The following is a 19,177-nucleotide window of genomic DNA, read 5'->3' as shown; positions in this document are numbered from 1 at the left end:
TAGCGATCACGCGCGCTCAGCCCAGGTGCCCTCCGGACTCCCGCAGATAGCAGTCGGCGCACATCGACTCGTAGGTGACGCGGTCGGCGGAGAGCTCGTCGATCGCGACCTGGTCGCCGTCGAACACGAAACGCCCGCCCACGAGGCGGGCATTGAAGAGCGCCTTACTGCCGCACCGGCAGATGGTCTTCAGCTCCTCCAGCGTGTGCGCGAGCTCGAGCAGTCGCCGCGAACCCGGGAACGCCTGCGTCTGGAAGTCGGTGCGGATGCCGTAGGCCAGCGCCGGCACTCCGTCCTCCACGACGATGCGGAGGAGGTCGTCCACCTGCTCGCGCGTGAGGAACTGCGCCTCGTCGATGAGCAGGCACGCAACGTCCGGCGTGGCGCCGGTGGCGGCGGACTCGGGGATGAGGGCGTCCTCGAGTCGCGCGCGCACCCGCGCCCGATGCTCGCGGAAGAGGGCACGGAGGTCGTCCTCAGGGCGGATGAGGAAATCCACCGTGCGACTCACCCCGAGACGGCTGGCGATCTGATCGGCCGCCTTGGTGTCGATCTCCGGCTTCGCGAGGAGCACGTGCTGACCGCGTTCCTCGTAGTTGTAGGCGGCCTGGAGGAGAGAGGTCGACTTGCCGGAGTTCATCGCTCCGTAGCGGAAGTAGAGCTTGGCCACCGGAGAAGTCTATGGTCCGCACGCCGCAGGCCCCCGCCCCGCCGAAGCGGAGACGGGGGCCTGCGGCCGGGTGGGTCTATCAGCGCGGTGTCGTGCAGGAGAACGCGGCATACGACGTCGCGGTCGTCTTCCCCTCGACCGTGACGAGGGCCTCGCCTGCGGGGATCGCGGCCTGACGCGCGGTGAAGGCGTACGACGCCGCCTTGCCGGGAGCGATCGTCACCGTCCGCGACCCGAAGGCCGTGGACACCTGGGCGGTCGCGGCCGCGTCGGAGACGTTGCGCAGCGTCGCGCTGACCAGGACCTTGCCGGCGAGGCAGCGCGTCGCGACGGTGACCTCGATCGGAGCGGACGCGGTGACGGTGACCGTCGCCTCGACCGGCATCCGCGAGGCGTCCTGCGCCACGCCGCGCACGGTGAACGTGCCCGCCTCGGCGTAGTCGGCCGCGTCGATGCCGTCCCACTCGACGGCGACCGTCTCGGTCGAGCCGTCCGCCTTGTTCAGCGTCGCCTGGGGCAGGACCGGAGCGGTTCCCGCCTCTGTCTCCACCGCGATGGCGTCGACCGACGCCACGGCGATGTCGGGTGCGTACTCCTCGAGGACCTTCTGGTACTCGGCGCGGGTGACCGGGATGATCGTGCCGTGCCGGGGCTTGCCGCCGTCGCTGTTCTGCGGCAGGTTCTCCCGCAGCTTCGCACCCAGCGGCTGCCAGGAGTCACCGTCGGCGAGGTCGTCGGACCCGAACGGGATGTAGTAGTTCGGACCCCCGTGGTACGACGGCTGGTCGATGAAGAGGAACCAGTCGAAGCCGTTGACGTCTCCCGGGTTGGACGGGAAGATGCTCGGTCCCTCGCCCTGGTTGTAGGTTCCGCCGGGCTCGCCGTTCGGCAGGCCCGAGGCCACCCGCTCCTTGATGAGCGTCCACTGGTCCGCCGCTCCGGAGGTGCCGGGGAGACTGCCGGAGACGGATGCCGTGAGGTTCGTCGACTTCTCCAGGCGGATCGTCATGGACGCCTCGTCCTTGGTGAAGCGGTAGTACGTGTCACCGATCTGCGCGACCGTGGAGTCGATCATGCCGAGGCCGTTGCCGCGGCGGACATTGATCCAGGGCTTGGCCTCCGAGAACGTCACGAAGTCATCGGTCGTGGCGTACATCATCTGGTTGTAGGTGACGTCGGAACGGTCGGCGGGGTTCGCGGTCGGGTACATGTTCGAGGCCCAGAACACCACGTAGGTGTCCAGATCCTCGTCCCAATACGCCTCGGGCGCCCAGGTGTTGCCGGCGAAGTCGGACGACACCTTCACGTGACGCTGCTCGGACCAGTTCACCAGGTCGTTGGACTCCCACACCTCGATGTGGGTGGACCCGGAGATCTGCGCGGTGCGGAACCCGCCGGGCAGCCCGTCGATCTTCAGATCGGTGGCGAGCATGTAGAAGCGGTCGCCCTCAGGCGAACGGATGATGAACGGGTCGCGCAGACCCTGTGTTCCCAGCGTCGAGGAGAACAGGGGCTCGCCGTCGTTGAGGGTGTTCCAGGCCAGGGCGTCGTTGCCGCGCGAGGCCGCGAGGCTGATCTGCTCGGCTCCGGCGCCCTCGCCGGTGAAGAAGGCCCACACGTACGCCTCGTTCGCGCCGCCGGCGGCCGGCATCGGCTGCACGCGGACGCGGAACTCGCGCGTCGAGGAGGCGGATCCCGACGTGGCGGTCGCCACGAGGACGACCTCGGCGGCGTCCGAGCCGGCTGCGGGACGTGAGACCTCGACGGTGGTCGCGGTGTCGCGCACCCCGGTCCGGAGCGCGGCGTACGCGTCGCCCTCCGCGACGTTCCAGGAGATCGTCGAGCCGAGCGCACCCCGCGTGGACACCGAGAAGTTGGTGCGGATGTCGTCAGGCTGGGCGATGGACAGCTCAGCGAGATCGGCGTCGACCTTCTCCTGGTCCGACAGCTCCGCGGGGACCGTCACCGTGTAGGTGCGGGTCGGCGCATCCGGTCCGGATCCGAAGGTCGCGGTCAGGGTGACCTGGGCGTCCGATGCCCCGGCGACGGGACGGGTCACCGTCGCCGTTCCGCCGGAGATCGCCACTGCGGCGTCGTCCGACGCCCACGCCACGGCGATGCCGTAGGAGGTGGTCGGGACGGTGAAGTCCGCCTCGGCACGCTCCGGAACCGACACCGCCGCGACGGCGCGGTCCACGGCCTCGGACTGGTACATCGCGGCGACGTCGGTCGCGCTCATGGCGCTGCCGTACACGGCGAAGTCGTCGACGTCGCCGGCCCAGTGCGGGTCGTTGTAGGTCGAGCGGGCGAGGTAGGCCACGACCTGGCTGCCGAAGGAGGACACGTCGCGGGCGATCGTGCTCGTGACGACGGGCTGACCGTTGAGGTAGCTGCGCAGCTGGCCGGAAGTGCCGTCGATGACGGTGGTGTACAGGTTCATGCCCTGCGGGGTCCGCACCCCGGAGCTGGGAGCGGCGGTCGAGCCCGCACCGATCTCCGTCGACCACGGCGCCCCGGCGTTGACCGCGTTGGTGATGACCGACTTGACATAGCCGTTGGGGTTGCTGGGGTTCAGCAGCCAGTACCCGCTGGAGAACGACGCCCCCTGGGCGACCGGGGCCCCGATGAAGGCGGCGGCGACGTTTCCGGGACCGGAACGGGGCGAGAGCCAGGTCGAGATGGTGAGGTCCTTCTGGCCGACGAGGTCGGCGGTCGGGATCTCGAGATACGCGGACGTCGAGCGCGATCCTCCGGGGAGGCTGAGGATGCCGTCCCGCACCTCGCCGCCGCTCTGGCGGAGCGTCGCGTCGTTGCCGTTGCCGGAGACGTCGGAGACGACCCCTCCGCTCGCGGCATCGAAGGTGTAGTGGATGATCGGGTCTGATCCGACATCGGCGTGGGCACCGGAGACCGGCACCACGAGCGCGGCGAGGAGCGTGCCGGCGGCCGCCAGCATCGATGTCCTCTTCAACCGACGCGTGCGCGTCATCGCGACTTCCTTCCTCACGTCGGCAGCGACGTGGGCGTCTGGGCTTCCACTGCTGTTAGCGGAAACAATCGGGCGATGAAACTCTGCCAGAGAGGTCACCGCGCCGTCAAGACGTCGGGGCCGAGACGCGCGTCAGGCCCGGAGCGCGAGGGTCTGCGCGGTCTCCTCGAGGACGTCGGCCGCGGCATCCGGGCGCGAGTTGAGCGTGGACCCGTAGCTCGGAATCAGGTTCCGCAGCTCCGGCTCCCACTCGGCGATACGGTCCGGGAAGCAGGTCTTCAGCAGGCCGAGCATGATCGAGACGGCGGTCGAGGCGCCCGGGGAGGCACCCAGGAGTCCCGCGATCGATCCGTCGGCACCCGTGACGACCTCGGTGCCGAACTGGAGGACACCGATCTTCTTCGGGTCCTTCTTCATCACCTGCGCGCGCTGCCCGGCATCCAGCAGCTCCCAGTCCTCGTCCTTCGCCGAGGGCATGAAGTCGCGGAGGCTGTCGACCTTCTTGCCGTGATCCTTCAGCAGCTCGCTGACGAGGTACTTGATGAGACCGGGGTTGTCCGCGGCCACCTTCAGCATCGGGAGGATGTTCCCCGGGCGCACCTGCGTGACGATATCGAGCATCGATCCGTTCTTCAGGAACTTCGGGCTGAACGTCGCGAACGGGCCGAAGAGCAGGGAGGCCTGACCATCGACCACGCGGGTGTCCAGGTGGGGCACCGACATCGGCGGCGCACCGACGGATGCCTGCGAGTAGACCTTCGCCTTGTGCTTCGCGACGAGGTCGGGGTTGTCGGTCTTGAGCCACTGACCGCCGATGGGGAAGACGCCGTAGCCGGAGATCTCGGGGATGCGCGACCGCTGGAGGAGCTTGAGCGCCCATCCACCGGCACCGACGAAGACGAAGCGCGCGCGGATCTCGCCCGGGGTGCGCCCGACCGTGCGGCGGTACCCGACACGCCAGGTCCCGTCCTTGAGACGCTTGAGCTTGCGGACCTCGGTGTTGATGCGCACGTCGGCGCCGTTCTCGGCGAGCGCCGCGAACAGCTGGCGCGTCAGCGCACCGAAGTCGACATCCGTCCCCGCGGGGACACGGGTCGCGGCGAACGGCTCGCCGACGCGGCGCTGGTGCATCAGCAGCGGCGCCCACTGGTTGATGACGCGGGAATCCTCCGAGTACTCGATCCCGGCGAACAGCGGCTCCTTCTTCAGCACCTCGTAGCGCTTGCGGAGGAAGGCGACGTCCTTCTCCCCGCGGACGAAGGTCATGTGGGGAGTGGCGTTGATGAAGGTGGACGGGGCGTCGAGCACGCCGTCGTCGACGAGCGACGACCAGAACTGACGGCTCTGCTGGAACTGCTCGTTGATCGAGATCGCCTTGGCCGGGTCCATGGATCCGTCGGCGCCCTCGGGCATGTAGTTCAGCTCGCAGAGCGCCGCGTGGCCGGTGCCGGCGTTGTTCCACGCGTTGGAGCTCTCCAGCGCGACGTCGTGCAGACGCTCGAACACCGCGATCTTCCACGTGGGCTGAAGACGCGCCAGCATCGTGCCGAGCGTCGCGCTCATGATCCCGCCGCCGATCAGCAGGACATCGACCGTCCCCGCGGGCAGGGAGCTGTCGTCGGGGTGGGTCAGAGCGTCGGAGGGCGTTTCGGTCACCGTTCGATTCTAGGCGCGCGCGCCGAGCCGCGCCGCGACGACCTCCGCGATCTGCACGGCGTTGAGGGCCGCGCCCTTGCGGAGGTTGTCGTTGGAGATGAACAGCGCCAGGCCCCGCCCCTCGGGAGCGGCCTGGTCGGCGCGGATGCGACCCACGAAGCTCGGGTCCTTGCCCGCGGCGTGCAGCGGCGTGGGGACGTCGGCCAGGGAGACGCCGGGGGCGTCGGCGAGGATCTCGCGCGCGCGCTCGGGGGTGATCTCGCGGGCGAACTCCGCGTTGATCGACAGCGAGTGGCCGGTGAAGACCGGAACGCGCACGCAGGTGCCCGACACGCGCAGCTCGGGACGCTCGAGGATCTTGCGGCTCTCGTTGCGGAGCTTCTTCTCCTCGTCGGTCTCCTCCCACCCGTCGTCGACGATCGACCCGGCGAGCGGGATGACGTCGAACGCGATCGGGGCGACGTACTTCTCCGGCTGGGGGAAATCGACCGCGGAGCCGTCGTGGACCAGGCGCAGCGTGTCACCCTGGGCCAGCACGCCCTCGACCTGGCCGAGGAGCTCCTGCGCCCCGGCGAGGCCCGAGCCCGACACCGCCTGGTAGGTGGAGACGACGAGGCGCTCGAGGCCCGCCTCCGCGTCGAGGACCTTCAGCACCGGCATCGCGGCCATGGTGGTGCAGTTCGGGTTGGCGATGATGCCCTTGCGCGCCTCGTCGATCGCGTGGGGGTTGACCTCGCTGACCACCAGGGGGACGTCCGGATCCATGCGCCAGGCGCTGGAGTTGTCGATGACGACCGCACCCGCCTCCGCGAACCGCGGCGCGTGCGCCCGACTGCCGGTGGCCCCGGCGGAGAAGAGGGCGATGTCGATGCCCGCGGGATCCGCGGTGGCGACGTCCTCGATCATGATGGCGTGACCGCGGAAGTCCACGGACGTGCCGGCGGAGCGTGCCGTGGCGAACAGACGCAGCTCACCCAGAGGGAAGTCGCGCTCGACGAGGATCTCGCGCATGACGGTGCCGACCTGGCCGGTGGCGCCGACGACGGCGACGGAGAGTCCTGAGTCTGCGATGCGGGTCATGACGGATACCTCGGGTGTTCTGGGAGCGGAGCCCACAGCCTATCGGCGGCTGCGGGCGGGTGAAGGAGGGAGGGTCAGCGGCCGGAGCCGGCGTACACGGTGGCGTCGACGTCGCCGTCCAGACCGTAGGCGGTGTGCACGACGCGCGCCGCCTCGGCGAGGTCGTCGCCGCGCACGACGACGGAGATGCGGATCTCGGACGTCGAGATCATCTCGATGTTGACGCCCGAGACACTGAGCGCCTCGAAGAGCGTCGCCGACACACCGGAGTGGGTGCGCATGCCGGCGCCGACGACGGAGAGCTTGCCGATCTGGTCGTCGTGCACGAGGCTGTCGAACCCGATCTCGGATCGGACCGCGTCGAGCGCCTTCAGCGCCGCCGCGGAATCCGACTTCGGGAGGGTGAAGGAGATGTCGGTGCGTCCGGTCGCCGCGGCGGAGACGTTCTGGACGATCATGTCGACGTTCGCGCCCGATCGCGCGACGACCTTGAAGATCTCCGCAGCCTTTCCGGGGACGTCGGGGACCCCGATGACGGTGATCTTTGCCTGGCTCAGGTCGGTGGCGACCCCGGCGACGATCGGCTCTTCCATCTTCTCTCCCTCTTCCCCGTCGGGGATGCTCATCCCCGCGCCCAACACATAGGTTCCGGTGCTGGAACTGAACGTCGATCGCGCGTGGATGAGCACGCCGTGACGGCGCGCGTACTCCACGGCGCGGATGTAGAGCACCTTCGCGCCGTTCGCGGCGAGCTCCAGCATCTCCTCCGCCGAGACGATCGGCAGCTTCCGCGCCTTCGGCACGACGCGCGGATCCGCGGTGAAGATGCCGTCGACGTCGCTGTAGATCTCGCAGACGTCCGCGTCGAGAGCGGCGGCGAGTGCCACCGCGGTGGTGTCCGAGCCACCACGACCGAGCGTGGTGATGTCGCGGGTGTCGCGGTTGAATCCCTGGAAGCCGGCGACGATGACGACGGCGCCCTCGTCGAGCGCCTCGCGCAGACGGATCGGGGTGACGTCGACGATCCGTGCGGACCCGTGGTCGGCGGTCGTGATCATGCCGGCCTGCGAGCCGGTGAAGGACCGCGCCTCGAAGCCCATCGAGTGGATCGCCATCGCCAGGAGCGCCATCGAGATGCGCTCACCACTGGAGAGCAGCATGTCGAGCTCCCGCGGCGCGGGAATCGGCGCGACCTCCGCGGCCAGTTCGAGCAGCTCGTCGGTGGTGTCACCCATCGCGCTGACCGCCACGACGACGTCGTGACCGGCGCGGCGGGCGTCGACGATGCGCTTGGCGACCCGCTTGATGCTCTCCGCGTCGGCGACGGAGGAACCGCCGTACTTCTGCACGATCAAGGCCACGGTGTAACTCCTGGGAACGCCGCGAAGCGGCACGGGTGCGGGGCGGGCGCAGACGGATGCCGCGCCCGACGGTCCATCATACGGACCCCGCGGATGCGCGACCCGGCATGTGACGGCGGCCCGCCGGTTCCCGTCCGCGTCCATGACTACGATCGAGGAGGCCCGCCGGGCGTGGTCGGCCTCAGGAAGTGTGGAGGCGATGGAACGACGTCGGCGGAGGGTGCTGCCCTCACTCGGAAACCTCGTGCGGTCGACGGGATCGGCCTCCGATCTCACCGAGACCATCCCGGTCATCGACGACGCGCTCGCGGTGCGGATCCTCGACCTCGCGGTGCGCATCGGCGAGACGATGCTGGTCACCGGGGCCACGGCCAGCGACGTCACCCTCACGATCGTGCGCGTCGGGAGGACGTACGGACTCGATCCGGTGCACGTGGACGTCACCTACAACTCGATCACGGCGGCGTACCACCGCAGCGGCGCCCCCCGCCCCATCACGATCCTGCGGGTCGTGCGCGGCGCCGTCCCTGACCACGAGAAGCTGCAGCGCCTCCAGGCGCTGGTCACCGAGGTGCGGTCGGGGCTCGACCTCGATACCGCCGTCGCGCGGTTCCGAGACATCCGCCGCGCGCCCTTCGCCTACCGCCCTCTCATCGTCATCGGCGCTCAGGCACTGCTGGCGGTCGGGGTGGCGGTGATGTTCGGCGTCTCGTGGCTCGCCATCGCCCTGGCGTTCTTCGCAGCGGCGCTCGCGGCTCTCACGCAGCACCTCCTCACCAAGGCCAGCGTGCCCTTCTTCTTCAGTCAGATCGCGGGGGCGTTCGTGCTCACCCTCGTGGCGGCGCTGTCCCCGCTGCTCGAGATGACCGGGTGGGATGCGGCCCAGGGCGTGCGTCCGTCGGTGATCGTCGCCTCGGGCGTGGTGCTCATGCTCGCCGGCCTCACCGTGGTGGGCGCGGCGCAGGACGCGATCGACGGCTTCGCACTCACCGCCACCGGTCGGATCCTGGAGCTCACGATCCAGACCCTCGGCGTCGTGGTCGGCATCCTCGCGGGCCTCGAGACCGCCCGCGTACTCGGACTCGGGGTCGACCCGCCCGATGACGTCCTGCCGTTCGGCCCGATCCCCCTGCAGTTCTTCGGGGCGGCACTGATCGCCGTGGCCGTGGCGGTCTACAACGGCGCCGGGGCCCGCATCATCGTGGTCAGCGCCCTCCTGAGCCTCGTGGCCTGGCTCGGCTATCTGGTCGCCTCGTCGACGGGCCTCGACGTCGCCGCGGCGAGCGGGATCGGCGCGTTCATGGGGAGCTTCGTCGGCATCGTGCTCGCGTACCGCCTCCACGTTCCGTCGGTCGCCATCACCACGGCCGCCATCCTCCCCATGGTGCCGGGAGCGGCGGTCTTCCGCGGCCTGCTCAGCATCGTCGAATCGGGCGGCTCCGCCGAGCTGCTGCTCCAGGGGTTCAGCACGCTCGCTGTCGCCGCGACCGTCGGCATCAGCCTGGCCGTGGGCGCGTCGCTCGGCATCTACATCGGCCAGCCCGTCCGGGAATCGCTGTCGAGCGTCGCCCGGGCGCGCGCGCACGTGCGTCGGTGGCGGAAGCCGGACTAGACCGAGCGGCGGCCCTCGAAGGCCCGCCCGAGCGTGACCTCGTCGGCGTACTCGAGGTCGCCGCCGACGGGGAGACCGGAGGCCAGCCGGGTCACCCGGATCTCCAGCGTGTGCAGCAGCCGCGACAGATAGGTCGCCGTCGCCTCCCCCTCCAGGTTGGGGTTGGTCGCCAGGATCACTTCCTGCACGGTCCCGTCGGCGAGGCGCTGCATCAGGGGGGCGATGCGCAGATCGTCGGGGCCGATGCCCGCGATCGGGCTGATCGCTCCGCCGAGGACGTGGTACAGCCCGCGGAACTCGCGCGTGCGCTCGATCGCCGCGACGTCCTTGGCGTCCTCGACCACGCAGATGAGGGTCTGATTGCGCCGCGGATCGCGGCAGATCGCGCAGCGCGGCTGCTCCGAGACGTTGCCGCAGATGTCGCAGAAGCGCACGCGTTCGCGTACATCGACGAGGAGCTGCGCGAGATGGGAGACGTCGAACTGCGGCGTCTGGAGGATGTGGAACGCGATGCGCTGCGCCGACTTCGGCCCGATCCCGGGAAGCCGGCCGAATTCGTCGATGAGGTCCTGGACGATGCCCTCGTACATGATCAGCTGAACCTCGTCGGCGGCTCGTAGGGCTCTTCGCGCACGAACGTCGCGCCGAGCACCTGGCGGACCACGGCTTCTCCGTACCGCTCTACACCGTCGGAGCGCGGCGCGGCCCGGTGGGTCACGGTCGGGGCGGGCGGAACGACCACCGGGTGCACGTCGACGTCGGCGGGCGCGTCGAGGTCGTCCTCTTCCTCGCGGGCGGTCTCGGCGACCACCGGGTCGGTGTCCGCGGGCACCTCCCCCGCGGGGGCGAGGGTGGCCACGCGGGCCGGAGCGCGGGTCGCAGCGATGTCTTCGGGCTCCTCGTCGACGGGGAACTGCGCCGGCGGGATCGAGGCGCTCGGCCCCGGGTCCGGCGGCGGAGCGTCGTCATCGGACGGGATCGGCGCCACCGCCCAATCGGTCACCGGCGCGGCGGATGCCGGTGCGGGCGTCGTGTTCGCCCGGGCCCCTCCCCCGCGCGCCGGGCGGTCCGCATCGCGTCGGGCGTCCGGGCCGCCGGTGGGCGCGGTCGTTCCGTCCGGTCCGTGCTGCGGCGCGTCGGAGACCGCGGCGTCGTGGCGGGCGAGGTACTTCACCCGGACACCGAGGACGGCGAGGATGGCCTGGCGGAGGTCTTCGCTCGGGCCCTTGCCCGCCTGCAGCTGTTTGAACTTCGCCACATCGCCCGCGCTGGTGAACGACAGGCTGAGCACCTCATCCGCGTACGCCAGCACGGTCGCACCCGCGGCGAGCAGCCAGGACGAACGGCTGATCTTCTCGAGACGACCGAGGATGTCGGGCCACGCCGCACGGACGCGCTCCACGGTCACGGGCCCTGCGGGCGGAGCCGGCTCCGGCTCGGGCGCCGGAGGCGCGACCGCGGCGGACGGCGCGACCGCGGGTGCCGACGCGGGCGATGCCGACGGCGACGCGGAGACCGCCTCGACCGCCGGGGGAACGGGGGCGGAGGCGCCCGGCGGGCGCGGCGCCTCGGCCCGCGGTGCGGCGGGCGCGGATGCCGGCACCGCGGCCGCGGTCCCCGCGGGTGCGACGGCCCCGCCGCCGCGCGCGAGGACGCGGGCGACCATGAGCTCGAGCTGCAGCCGCGGCGAGGTGGCACCGGTCATGTCGTCGAGCGTCGCGATCACGAGGTCGGCGACCGCCGAGAGGCGGGCCGTCCCGAAGGACCCCGCCTGTTTCGTCATGCGGGCCAGGTCGTCGTCGGACACTCCGCGCAACACCGCCGCGGCGCCGTCGCCTGTGGCGGAGACCACGATGAGGTCGCGCAGTCGCTCGAGGAGGTCGTCGACGAAGCGCCGCGGGTCCTGGCCGGTCTGGACGACGCGGTCGATCGCGGCGAAGGCCGCGGCGGCGTCCTGCACCGCGAACGCGTCGACCACCTCGTCGAGGAGTTCCGCGTGGGTGTAGCCGAGGAGGGCCACCGCGCGCGCGTAGGCGACGTGCTCGGCATCGGACCCCGCGATCAGCTGGTCCAGGAGCGAGAGGGTGTCGCGCGGCGACCCGCCGCCGGCGCGAACGACGAGCGGGAGCACTCCCGGGTCGACCCGCACGCCCTCTTGGGTGCAGAGCTCTTCGACGTAGGCGAGCATCGCCGCCGGCGGGACGAGCCGGAACGGGTAATGGTGCGTCCGGGAGCGGATCGTGCCGATGACCTTCTCGGGCTCGGTCGTGGCGAAGATGAACTTCACGTGATCGGGCGGCTCTTCGACCAGCTTCAGCAGCGCGTTGAACCCCTGCGGGGTCACCATGTGCGCCTCGTCGAGGATGAAGATCTTGAACCGGTCGCGGGCGGGTGCGAACACCGCGCGCTCGCGCAGGTCGCGGGCGTCATCGACGCCGTTATGGGAGGCCGCGTCGATCTCGACGACGTCGAGGGATCCGCCTCCGCCGCGACCGAGCTCCACACAGCTGTCGCATCGGCCGCACGGGGTGTCGGTCGGTCCTTCGGCGCAGTTCAGGCAGCGTGCGAGGATCCGCGCAGACGTGGTCTTGCCGCACCCGCGCGGACCCGAGAAGAGATACGCGTGCCCGACGCGATCGCCGCGCAGCGCGGTCATGAGCGGATCGGTCACCTGGGACTGCCCGATCATCTCGCCGAACGCTTCGGGGCGGTAGCGACGGTAAAGGGCGGTGGTCACCCCCACAGCCTACGGCGTGCCTGCGACATCGCCACCGGGGTCACGTGTCCAGCCCGACGGCGACCTCACCCGCCGCATCGACGACCGGGATGGTGGTGGTCACCGTGGGAACGGACGCCGAGAGGATGCTGCCGTCCTCGCGCCGCGCGTCGGCCAGCTCCTTCAGCGACGGCCGCCCCGGGATGACCGGCCCCTGGTCCTCCAGCGGCACCACGACCTCGTCGTTCGGGCCGATGACGTAGCCGACGCCGCGCACGGTGAACCCGAGCGGGTCGCCGTCGCCGGCGCGCAGGCGCAGCGCGTCGCGCGTGACGGTGACCTCCAGCCGCGTCCCGTGCCAGTGCAGGGTGAAGGCGAGTTCAGGCCAATCGGCGGGCAGACGCGGATCGAAGGAGAGCTCGCCGAAGTGGTCGCGCATCCCGCCGAATCCGCACACGAGAGCCGTCCACACCCCGCCCGCCGAGGCGACGTGCACCCCGTCCGCGGCGTTGTGGTGGAGGTCGGCGAGGTCGACGAAGATCGACTGGCGGAAGTACTCCAGCGCAAGGTCCTGATAGCCGACCTCGGCGGCGAGGATCGACTGCACCACCGCCGACAGCGTCGAGTCGCCCGTGGTCAGCGGGTCGTAGTACTCGAAGTCGGCGAGCTTGTCCTCGGGCGAGAAGTGGTTGCCCTGCAGGAACAGCGCGAGCACCACGTCGGCCTGCTTGAGGACCTGGTAGCGGTAGATGACGAGCGGGTGGAAGTGCAGCAGGAGCGGCCGCTTCTCGGGTGGCGTGTTCTCCAGATCCCAGATCTCGCGCTCGAGGAAGACGTGATCCTGCGGATGGATGCCGAGGGCCGGACTGAAGGGGATGTGCATGGCCTCGGCCGCACGCTCCCAGTCGTCCTCCTCCCCCGGTTCGAGCCCGAGACGGTCGACCATCACGCGGTAGACCTCGCCGTCGCGCTCGGCCATCTCGCGCACCGTGCGCGCGGCGAAGCGGAGGTTGAAGCGCGCCATCACGTTGGTGAACAGGTTGTCGTTGACCACCGTGGTGTACTCGTCGGGTCCGGTGACACCGTGGATGTGGAAGCTCTCCTCTCCCGTGTCGTCGCGGCGCCAGAAGCCGAGCGTCGTCCACAGCCGCGCGGTCTCGACCGCGATGTCCACGCCTTCGCGGTGCAGGAACTCCTCGTCGCCGGTCGCGCGCACGTACTTCGCCAGGGCGAAGCTGACGTCGGCGTTGATGTGGTACTGCGCGGTGCCGGCGGCGTAGTAGGCGGAGGCCTCCTCGCCGTTGATGGTCCGCCACGGGAAGAGGGCTCCCGCCTCGTTCAGCTGATACGCGCGCTTGCGTGCCGCCGGGAGCATCAGGTACCGCATCCGCAGGGCGTTCCGCGCCCACTGCGGCGTCGTGTACGCCAGGAACGGGAGGACGTAGATCTCGGTGTCCCAGAAGTAGTGCCCCGAGTACCCGGACCCGGTCATCCCCTTGGCGGGCACGCCCTGTCCGTCCGCGCGCGCGGAGGCCTGCGCGAGCTGGAACAGGCACCAGCGCGTGGCCTGCTGCAGGTCGTCGTGACCGCCGATGCGCACGTCAGAGCGCTCCCAGAACGCCGCCATCCAGGCGCGCTGCTCGGCGACGATGCCGTCGATCCCGACCCGCAGCGCCCGGTCGATGGTGCGGCGCCCCCGGTCGACGAGCTCGCGCGCCGGCACGCCGCGGGAGGTGTGGTAGGCCACGAGCTTGGTGACCCGCGTGGGGACTCCGGCCTTCGCGTCGACCCGGAAGACGTTCTTGGCGATGTCCGGTTCGATGAGCCGGCGCGCCTCGACCTCGTTCTCGGTGTCCAGGACGTGATCGGCGACGACGGAGATCGACATGCCCGACTCGGTCGCCTCGTACGCCAGCGCGGAGCGGTCGCCGTCCTGCCAGTACTCCTGCGGCTGCAGGACGCGTTCGCTGATGCGTTCGGCCTTGCGCGGATCAAACCCGGCCTTCTTCGGCGCCGACGGAGTGCCTCCGTACACGTCCTCGCCGTCCTGACGGTTGATGAGCTGGCTGCTGACGGTCACCGGCGCATCGGCGTTGAGGACGGTGACCTCCACGCTCATGAGTGCGAGGTGCTTCTCGTCGAACGAGATGAGCCGTTCGAAGTCGATCAGGACGTCCTTGCCGGATGGCGTCATCCAACGGATGCGGCGCGTGAGGATGCCGTTGCGCATGTCCAGAACGCGCTCGTACTCACGCACGTCGGCCACATCCAGCGAGAGCGGCTCGTCGTCGACATACACCCGCAGCACCTTGGCGTCGGGGGCGTTGATGATCGTCTGGCCGACCTCGGCGAAGCCGTACGCCTGCTCGGCATGACGGATGGTGAAGGTCTCGTGGAACCCGTTGATGAACGTCCCGTGCTCCTGCGCGAAGCGCCCCTCGGGGTGGTTGCCCCGCATGCCGAGGTAGCCGTTGCCGAGGGCGAAGAGGGTCTCGGTGACCCCGACGTCGTCGAGGCGGAAGGAGGTCTCGACCAGGCGCCACGGGTCGACGGGGAAGCGATCGCGGTCGATCATGCGACGAACTCCTCGAGGTCGGTCACCACGACGTGCGCACCGGCCGCGCGCAGGTCGTCCGCACCCACCCCGCGGTCCACGCCCACCACGAGCGCGAACCCGCCGGCGGCGGCCGAGAGGACGCCGCTGAGGGCGTCCTCCACGGCGGCGCTGCGGGCGGGATCGACACCCAGCATCCGGGCGGCTTCGACGAAGACGTCCGGCGCGGGCTTCGACGCGAGGTGATCGCGCTCGGCGATCACGCCGTCCATCACCACCTCGAACCGGTCGCGGATGCCGGCCGCGGCCAGCACCTCTTCGGCGTTCTTCGAGCTGGAGACCACGGCCACCGGCATCCGCTTCTCGACGAGCTGATCGAGCAGGCGGAGGGACCCGGGGTAGGGCGCGATGCCGTCGGCGCGCAACACGCGCTCGAACACGGCGTTCTTGCGGTTGCCGATGCCGCAGACGGTGTCGCTGCTCGGCGGGTCTGACGGGTCGCCCCACGGCACTTCGATGTCGCGCGAGCGGAGGAGCGCGGCGACGCCGTCGTAGCGCTTCTTGCCGTCGAGGTGGTCGAAGTAGTCCCGCTCGGTGTAGGCGGGGGTGATGTCCCACGCCGCGAAGAGCTCTTCGAACATCGTCTGCCAGGCGTGCATGTGCACCTCGGCGGTGGGGGTCAGCACGCCGTCCAGGTCGAACAGGACGGCATCGTAGGAGAACAGATCGGGCAGATCGTGGGGGGGCACGGCGACACCTTCGGGCGAGGGGACGGGACAACAGCGAGCGGCGCCTCATCAGGCCGACGATTCAGCGTAATGCCCACGCTGTCGGGGCGACAGCGGGAGTTCTCAGGCGCGCGCGACCGACAGGGTCTGGCGGGCGATCTCGAGCTCCTCGTCGGTGGGGACGACGAGGACGGCCACCCGTGAGGCATCCGTGGAGATACGGCGAATGCCGCGCTCGGGTGCGGTGTTGCGCTCCGGGTCGATCTCGACGCCCGCGAAGCCGAGCGTCTCGAGTGCCCGCGCCCGCACGAGCGGCGCGTTCTCGCCGACGCCGGCGGTGAAGGAGATCACGTCGGCGCCGCCCAGCTGGGCGAGGTACGCCCCGGCGTAGGCGCGGAGGCGGTGGACGTACACCTCGAAGGCGAGGATCGCCGCCTCGTCACCCCGCTCCATGGCGTCCTTGATGTCGCGCTGGTCGGATGCGCCGGCGAGGCCCAGCATGCCGCTGCGCTTGTTCAGGAGGTCGTCCAGGTCGTCCACCGACATCCCCTCGCGCCGGGCGAGCTGGAACAGCACCGCCGGGTCGAGATCGCCCGAGCGCGTGCCCATCACGAGACCCTCGAGGGGGGTGAAGCCCATCGAGGTCTCCACGGAGCGTCCCCCGTCGATCGCGGTGACCGAGGCGCCGTTGCCGAGGTGGAAGACGATCTGGCGGAGGTCTGCGAGGGGCCGACCGAGGTAGCGCGCGGCCTCCTCCGAGACGAACTTGTGCGAGGTCCCGTGGAATCCGTACCGACGGATGCGGTGCTTCGCGGCGAGGTCCCGGTCGATGGCGTAGGTGTAGGCCGCCGGGGACAGCGTCTGGTGGAACGCGGTGTCGAACACGGCCACGTGCGGAACGTCGACGAAGGCGCTCTGAGCGGCGACGATGCCCGCGAGGTTGGCCGGGTTGTGCAACGGCGCGAGCACCGCGAGATCCTCGATGTCGGCGCGGACCTGCGCGGTGACGAGGGTGGGCGCGAAGAAGCGCGCGCCGCCGTGGACGACGCGGTGGCCCACCGCGACCGGCGGGTTCTCGGCCAGTGACGGGCCGTCCGCGGCGAACGCGTCGAGCATCACCTGGAAGCCCGCGGTGTGATCGGGGATCGGCAGCTCACGGGTGGAGGTGGCGCTGTGCATCGTCGTGGCGGGGCCGTCGGTGCGCGCGGCGTAGACGGTGTGCCGCGCCTGGCCGACGTCGGCGCCGATGCGTTCGACCAGTCCCGCGGCGAGCACGCGCTCGGCATCCGCATCCAGGAGCTGGTACTTGAACGACGACGATCCGCTGTTGACGACGAGGACCACGCTCATCGTGCTTCTCCCTGTTCGGTGTCGGCGTCCTGGGCCTGGGCCTGGATCGCGGTGATGGCGATGGTGTTGACGATGTCCTCGACCAGCGCTCCCCGCGAGAGGTCGTTGATCGGCTTGTTGAGCCCCTGCAGGACCGGGCCGATCGCCACCGCCCCCGCCGAGCGCTGCACCGCCTTGTAGGTGTTGTTGCCGGTGTTGAGGTCGGGGAAGACGAACACCGTCGCCCGTCCCGCGACCTGCGAGCCGGGCATCTTCGCCGCGGCGACGGCCGCATCGGCCGCCGCGTCGTATTGGATCGGACCTTCGACCAGGAGCTCGGGCGCACGCTCGCGCACCAGCGCGGTCGCCTCGCGGACCTTCTCCACGTCGGCTCCGGACCCGGACTCCCCCGTCGAGTAGGAGAGCATCGCCACCCGCGGCTCGATGCCGAACTGCGCCGCGGTCGCGGCGGAGGACACCGCGATGTCGGCGAGCTGCGGGGCCGTCGGGTCGGGGATGACCGCGCAGTCGCCGTAGACGAGGACGCGGTCGGCGAGCGCCATGAGGAAGACGCTGGAGACCACCGAGACCCCCGGCTTGGTCTTGATGATCTCGAAGGCCGGCCGGATCGTGTGTGCGGTCGTGTGGGCGGCCCCCGACACCATGCCGTCCGCGAGCCCGGTGTGCACCATCATCGTGCCGAAGTAGGACACGTCCGTGACCGTGTCGGCGGCCTGTGCGGCGGTGACGCCCTTGTGGGCGCGCAGGCGCGCGTACTCCTCGGCGAAGCGGCTGACGTGTACCGCGTCGAACGGCGAGAGCACCTCGGCGTCCTGGATGTCGATGCCGAGCTCGATGGCCCGCGCGCGCACCTCGAAGGGCTCCCCGAGGATCACCAGGTCGGCGATGCCGCGCTTGAGCACCGTCGCGGCGGCGCGCAGCACCCGGTCGTCGTCTCCCTCGGGGAGGACGATGCGCTTGCGCGACGCGCGGGCGCGGTCGATCAGCTGGAACTCGAACATGAGGGGCGTCACGACGGTCGCCCGCGCCATCCCGAAGGCGCGCAGCAGCTCCTCCGTGTCCACGCTCGTCTCGAACAGCGACAGCGCCGTGTCGTAGCGCCGCTGGGAGTCGGCGGCGAGGCGCCCGCGCGTGTTCATGACGCGCACGGCCGTGTCGTAGGTGCCGAGTTCGGTCGAGATGATCGGGACGTTCGAGCCGAGGCCGTCGATGAGACGGCGGACGGGCTCGGGCAGATCGAACCCACCGTTGAGGACGATGCCAGAGATCGACGGGAAGGTGCCGGAGGCGTTCGCCAGGAGCGCGGCCAACAGCACCTCCGACCGGTCGGCGGGGATCACCACCACCGCGCCCTCAAGAAGACGCGGGAGGACGTTGACCATCGACATCGCCGCCACGACGACTCCGAGCGCCTCGCGGGTGAGCAGCTCGGGGTCGCCGGCGATCAGCTCGCCGTCGACCGCGCGCAGGATGCCGCGCATCGACGGCGCGACGAGGAAGCGGTCCTCGGGGATCGCCCAGACCGGCACGTTCGCGGCATCCAGGCTCCGTTCGGACGTGAGCGAGCGGCGGACGGCGGCGATGACCTCGTCCCGTTCGTCCTCCTCGACGCGGTTGGCGATCACCGCGAACAGCTGCGCGCGGCCGTGGACGAGCTCGGCGAGGGCGAGATCGGCGATCTGCCCCATCTCCGCCGGCGTGCGCGGGAGCGTCGCGCCGAGCTGCTCGGCCTGCCCCTGCGCCGCCCGTCCGCCGAGGACGAGGAGGACGGGAGCGCCGAGGTTCGCGGCGATCCGGGCGTTGTACGCCAGCTCCGCGGGGCTGCCGACGTCGGTGTAGTCGCTGCCGACGATGACGACGGCGTCGCACTGGGCCTCCACGGCCTTGTACCGCTCCACTATCGTCGAGAGCGCGGCATCCGGGTCCTCGCGCACGTCGTCGTAGGTCACCCCGACGCACTCCTCGTACGGGAGGTCGACCCCGTCGTGATCGAGCAGCATCTCCAGCACGTAGTCGCGCTCGCGAGTCGATCGCGCGATCGCGCGGAAGACCCCGACACGGGAGGTCGCGCGGCTCAGGGCGTCGAGGACGCCGAGGGCGACCGTGGACTTACCGGAATGACCTTCTGCGGACGTGATGTAGATGCTCTGCGCCACGTCCTCCAGCCTATGCGGCGGACGGGGAGCGGTTCCTGAGAAGGCCGGGAAAAGTAAGACTCTCCGCGAACCCGGCAGAGCCTGGTTACCCTTGCTACGTTTCCGTCCTGGGGGAGTTGGCCTGGATGCCGCCTCGCGGAGAGCTTCCGACAGTCTACCCCCGACACCTCCCGACGCCGAACGCGCGTCCTGCGCGGCATCCGATGCAGGCATCTCCCAGGCCCCGCACCGTGATCCGGTTGTTACCATCGAGGGGTGGGTGAGGACGCCCGCGTCCGCCCGATCCGCCGCCCGAACGGCGCGCT

At 70.5% G+C, this 19,177-nt stretch carries 12 protein-coding genes and 1 other RNA gene; 1 reads left to right on the top strand and 12 read right to left on the bottom strand.

Annotated elements, in window-relative coordinates:
- Positions 1-16 precede the first annotated feature (16 nt).
- The 5 genes from LTL01_RS04640 to LTL01_RS04620 all read right to left on the bottom strand — a co-directional run bounded on the left by LTL01_RS04640 (position 17) and on the right by LTL01_RS04620 (position 7,756).
- Positions 17-670, bottom strand: coding sequence for a thymidine kinase (locus LTL01_RS04640; protein ID WP_053547865.1), 654 nt, complete (start codon positions 668-670; stop codon positions 17-19).
- A 79-nt stretch (positions 671-749) separates the two neighbouring features.
- Positions 750-3,659, bottom strand: a complete 2,910-nt coding sequence (locus tag LTL01_RS04635; RefSeq protein WP_236967590.1) for an immunoglobulin-like domain-containing protein — start codon at positions 3,657-3,659, stop codon at positions 750-752.
- Between the two features lie 132 nt (positions 3,660-3,791).
- A complete protein-coding gene (locus LTL01_RS04630; RefSeq protein WP_272877785.1) occupies positions 3,792-5,267 on the bottom strand; it encodes a malate:quinone oxidoreductase in 1,476 nt (491 codons plus the stop codon).
- A 57-nt stretch (positions 5,268-5,324) separates the two neighbouring features.
- Positions 5,325-6,395, bottom strand: coding sequence for an aspartate-semialdehyde dehydrogenase (locus LTL01_RS04625; protein WP_236967589.1), 1,071 nt, complete (start codon positions 6,393-6,395; stop codon positions 5,325-5,327).
- A 74-nt stretch (positions 6,396-6,469) separates the two neighbouring features.
- The gene (locus tag LTL01_RS04620; RefSeq protein ID WP_236967588.1) at positions 6,470-7,756 is read right to left on the bottom strand and encodes an aspartate kinase; all 1,287 of its coding nucleotides are present in this window, start codon (positions 7,754-7,756) and stop codon (positions 6,470-6,472) included.
- Between the two features lie 142 nt (positions 7,757-7,898).
- Between LTL01_RS04620 and LTL01_RS04615 the strand changes: the two genes are divergently transcribed.
- The gene (locus tag LTL01_RS04615) at positions 7,899-9,368 is read left to right on the top strand and encodes a threonine/serine exporter family protein (RefSeq protein ID WP_231717977.1); all 1,470 of its coding nucleotides are present in this window, start codon (positions 7,899-7,901) and stop codon (positions 9,366-9,368) included.
- Here LTL01_RS04615 and recR read toward each other — a convergent pair.
- The 7 genes from recR to ffs all read right to left on the bottom strand — a co-directional run bounded on the left by recR (position 9,365) and on the right by ffs (position 19,020).
- The gene (gene recR, locus LTL01_RS04610) at positions 9,365-9,958 is read right to left on the bottom strand and encodes a recombination mediator RecR (RefSeq protein WP_053547861.1); all 594 of its coding nucleotides are present in this window, start codon (positions 9,956-9,958) and stop codon (positions 9,365-9,367) included. The genes LTL01_RS04615 and recR overlap by 4 nt on opposite strands.
- Positions 9,959-9,960: 2 nt before the next feature.
- On the bottom strand, positions 9,961-12,105 hold the full coding sequence (locus LTL01_RS04605) for a DNA polymerase III subunit gamma and tau (RefSeq protein ID WP_236967587.1): 2,145 nt from the start codon (positions 12,103-12,105) through the stop codon (positions 9,961-9,963).
- Positions 12,106-12,145: 40 nt separating this feature from the next.
- On the bottom strand, positions 12,146-14,659 hold the full coding sequence (locus tag LTL01_RS04600) for a glycoside hydrolase family 65 protein (RefSeq protein ID WP_236967586.1): 2,514 nt from the start codon (positions 14,657-14,659) through the stop codon (positions 12,146-12,148).
- A complete protein-coding gene (locus tag LTL01_RS04595; protein ID WP_236967585.1) occupies positions 14,656-15,387 on the bottom strand; it encodes an HAD family hydrolase in 732 nt (243 codons plus the stop codon). Before LTL01_RS04595 ends, LTL01_RS04600 begins: the two co-directional genes overlap by 4 nt.
- 102 nt (positions 15,388-15,489) lie before the next feature.
- Entirely contained in the window at positions 15,490-16,716 is a 1,227-nt protein-coding gene (locus LTL01_RS04590; protein WP_053547857.1) for an acetate/propionate family kinase, read from the bottom strand.
- Complete coding sequence (pta, locus tag LTL01_RS04585) at positions 16,713-18,872, bottom strand: phosphate acetyltransferase (RefSeq protein WP_236967584.1); 2,160 nt, start codon at positions 18,870-18,872, stop codon at positions 16,713-16,715. Before pta ends, LTL01_RS04590 begins: the two co-directional genes overlap by 4 nt.
- 51 nt (positions 18,873-18,923) lie before the next feature.
- Positions 18,924-19,020, bottom strand: an RNA gene (gene ffs, locus LTL01_RS04580) — signal recognition particle sRNA small type.
- Between the last annotated feature and the right edge of the window lie 157 nt (positions 19,021-19,177).

It is taken from the genome of Microbacterium aurantiacum (assembly GCF_021654035.1).
Classification (GTDB): Bacteria; Actinomycetota; Actinomycetes; order Actinomycetales; family Microbacteriaceae; genus Microbacterium; species Microbacterium aurantiacum.
Note: the sequence above shows the minus strand (reverse complement) of the source record. Positions and strands in the feature narration are given on the sequence as shown.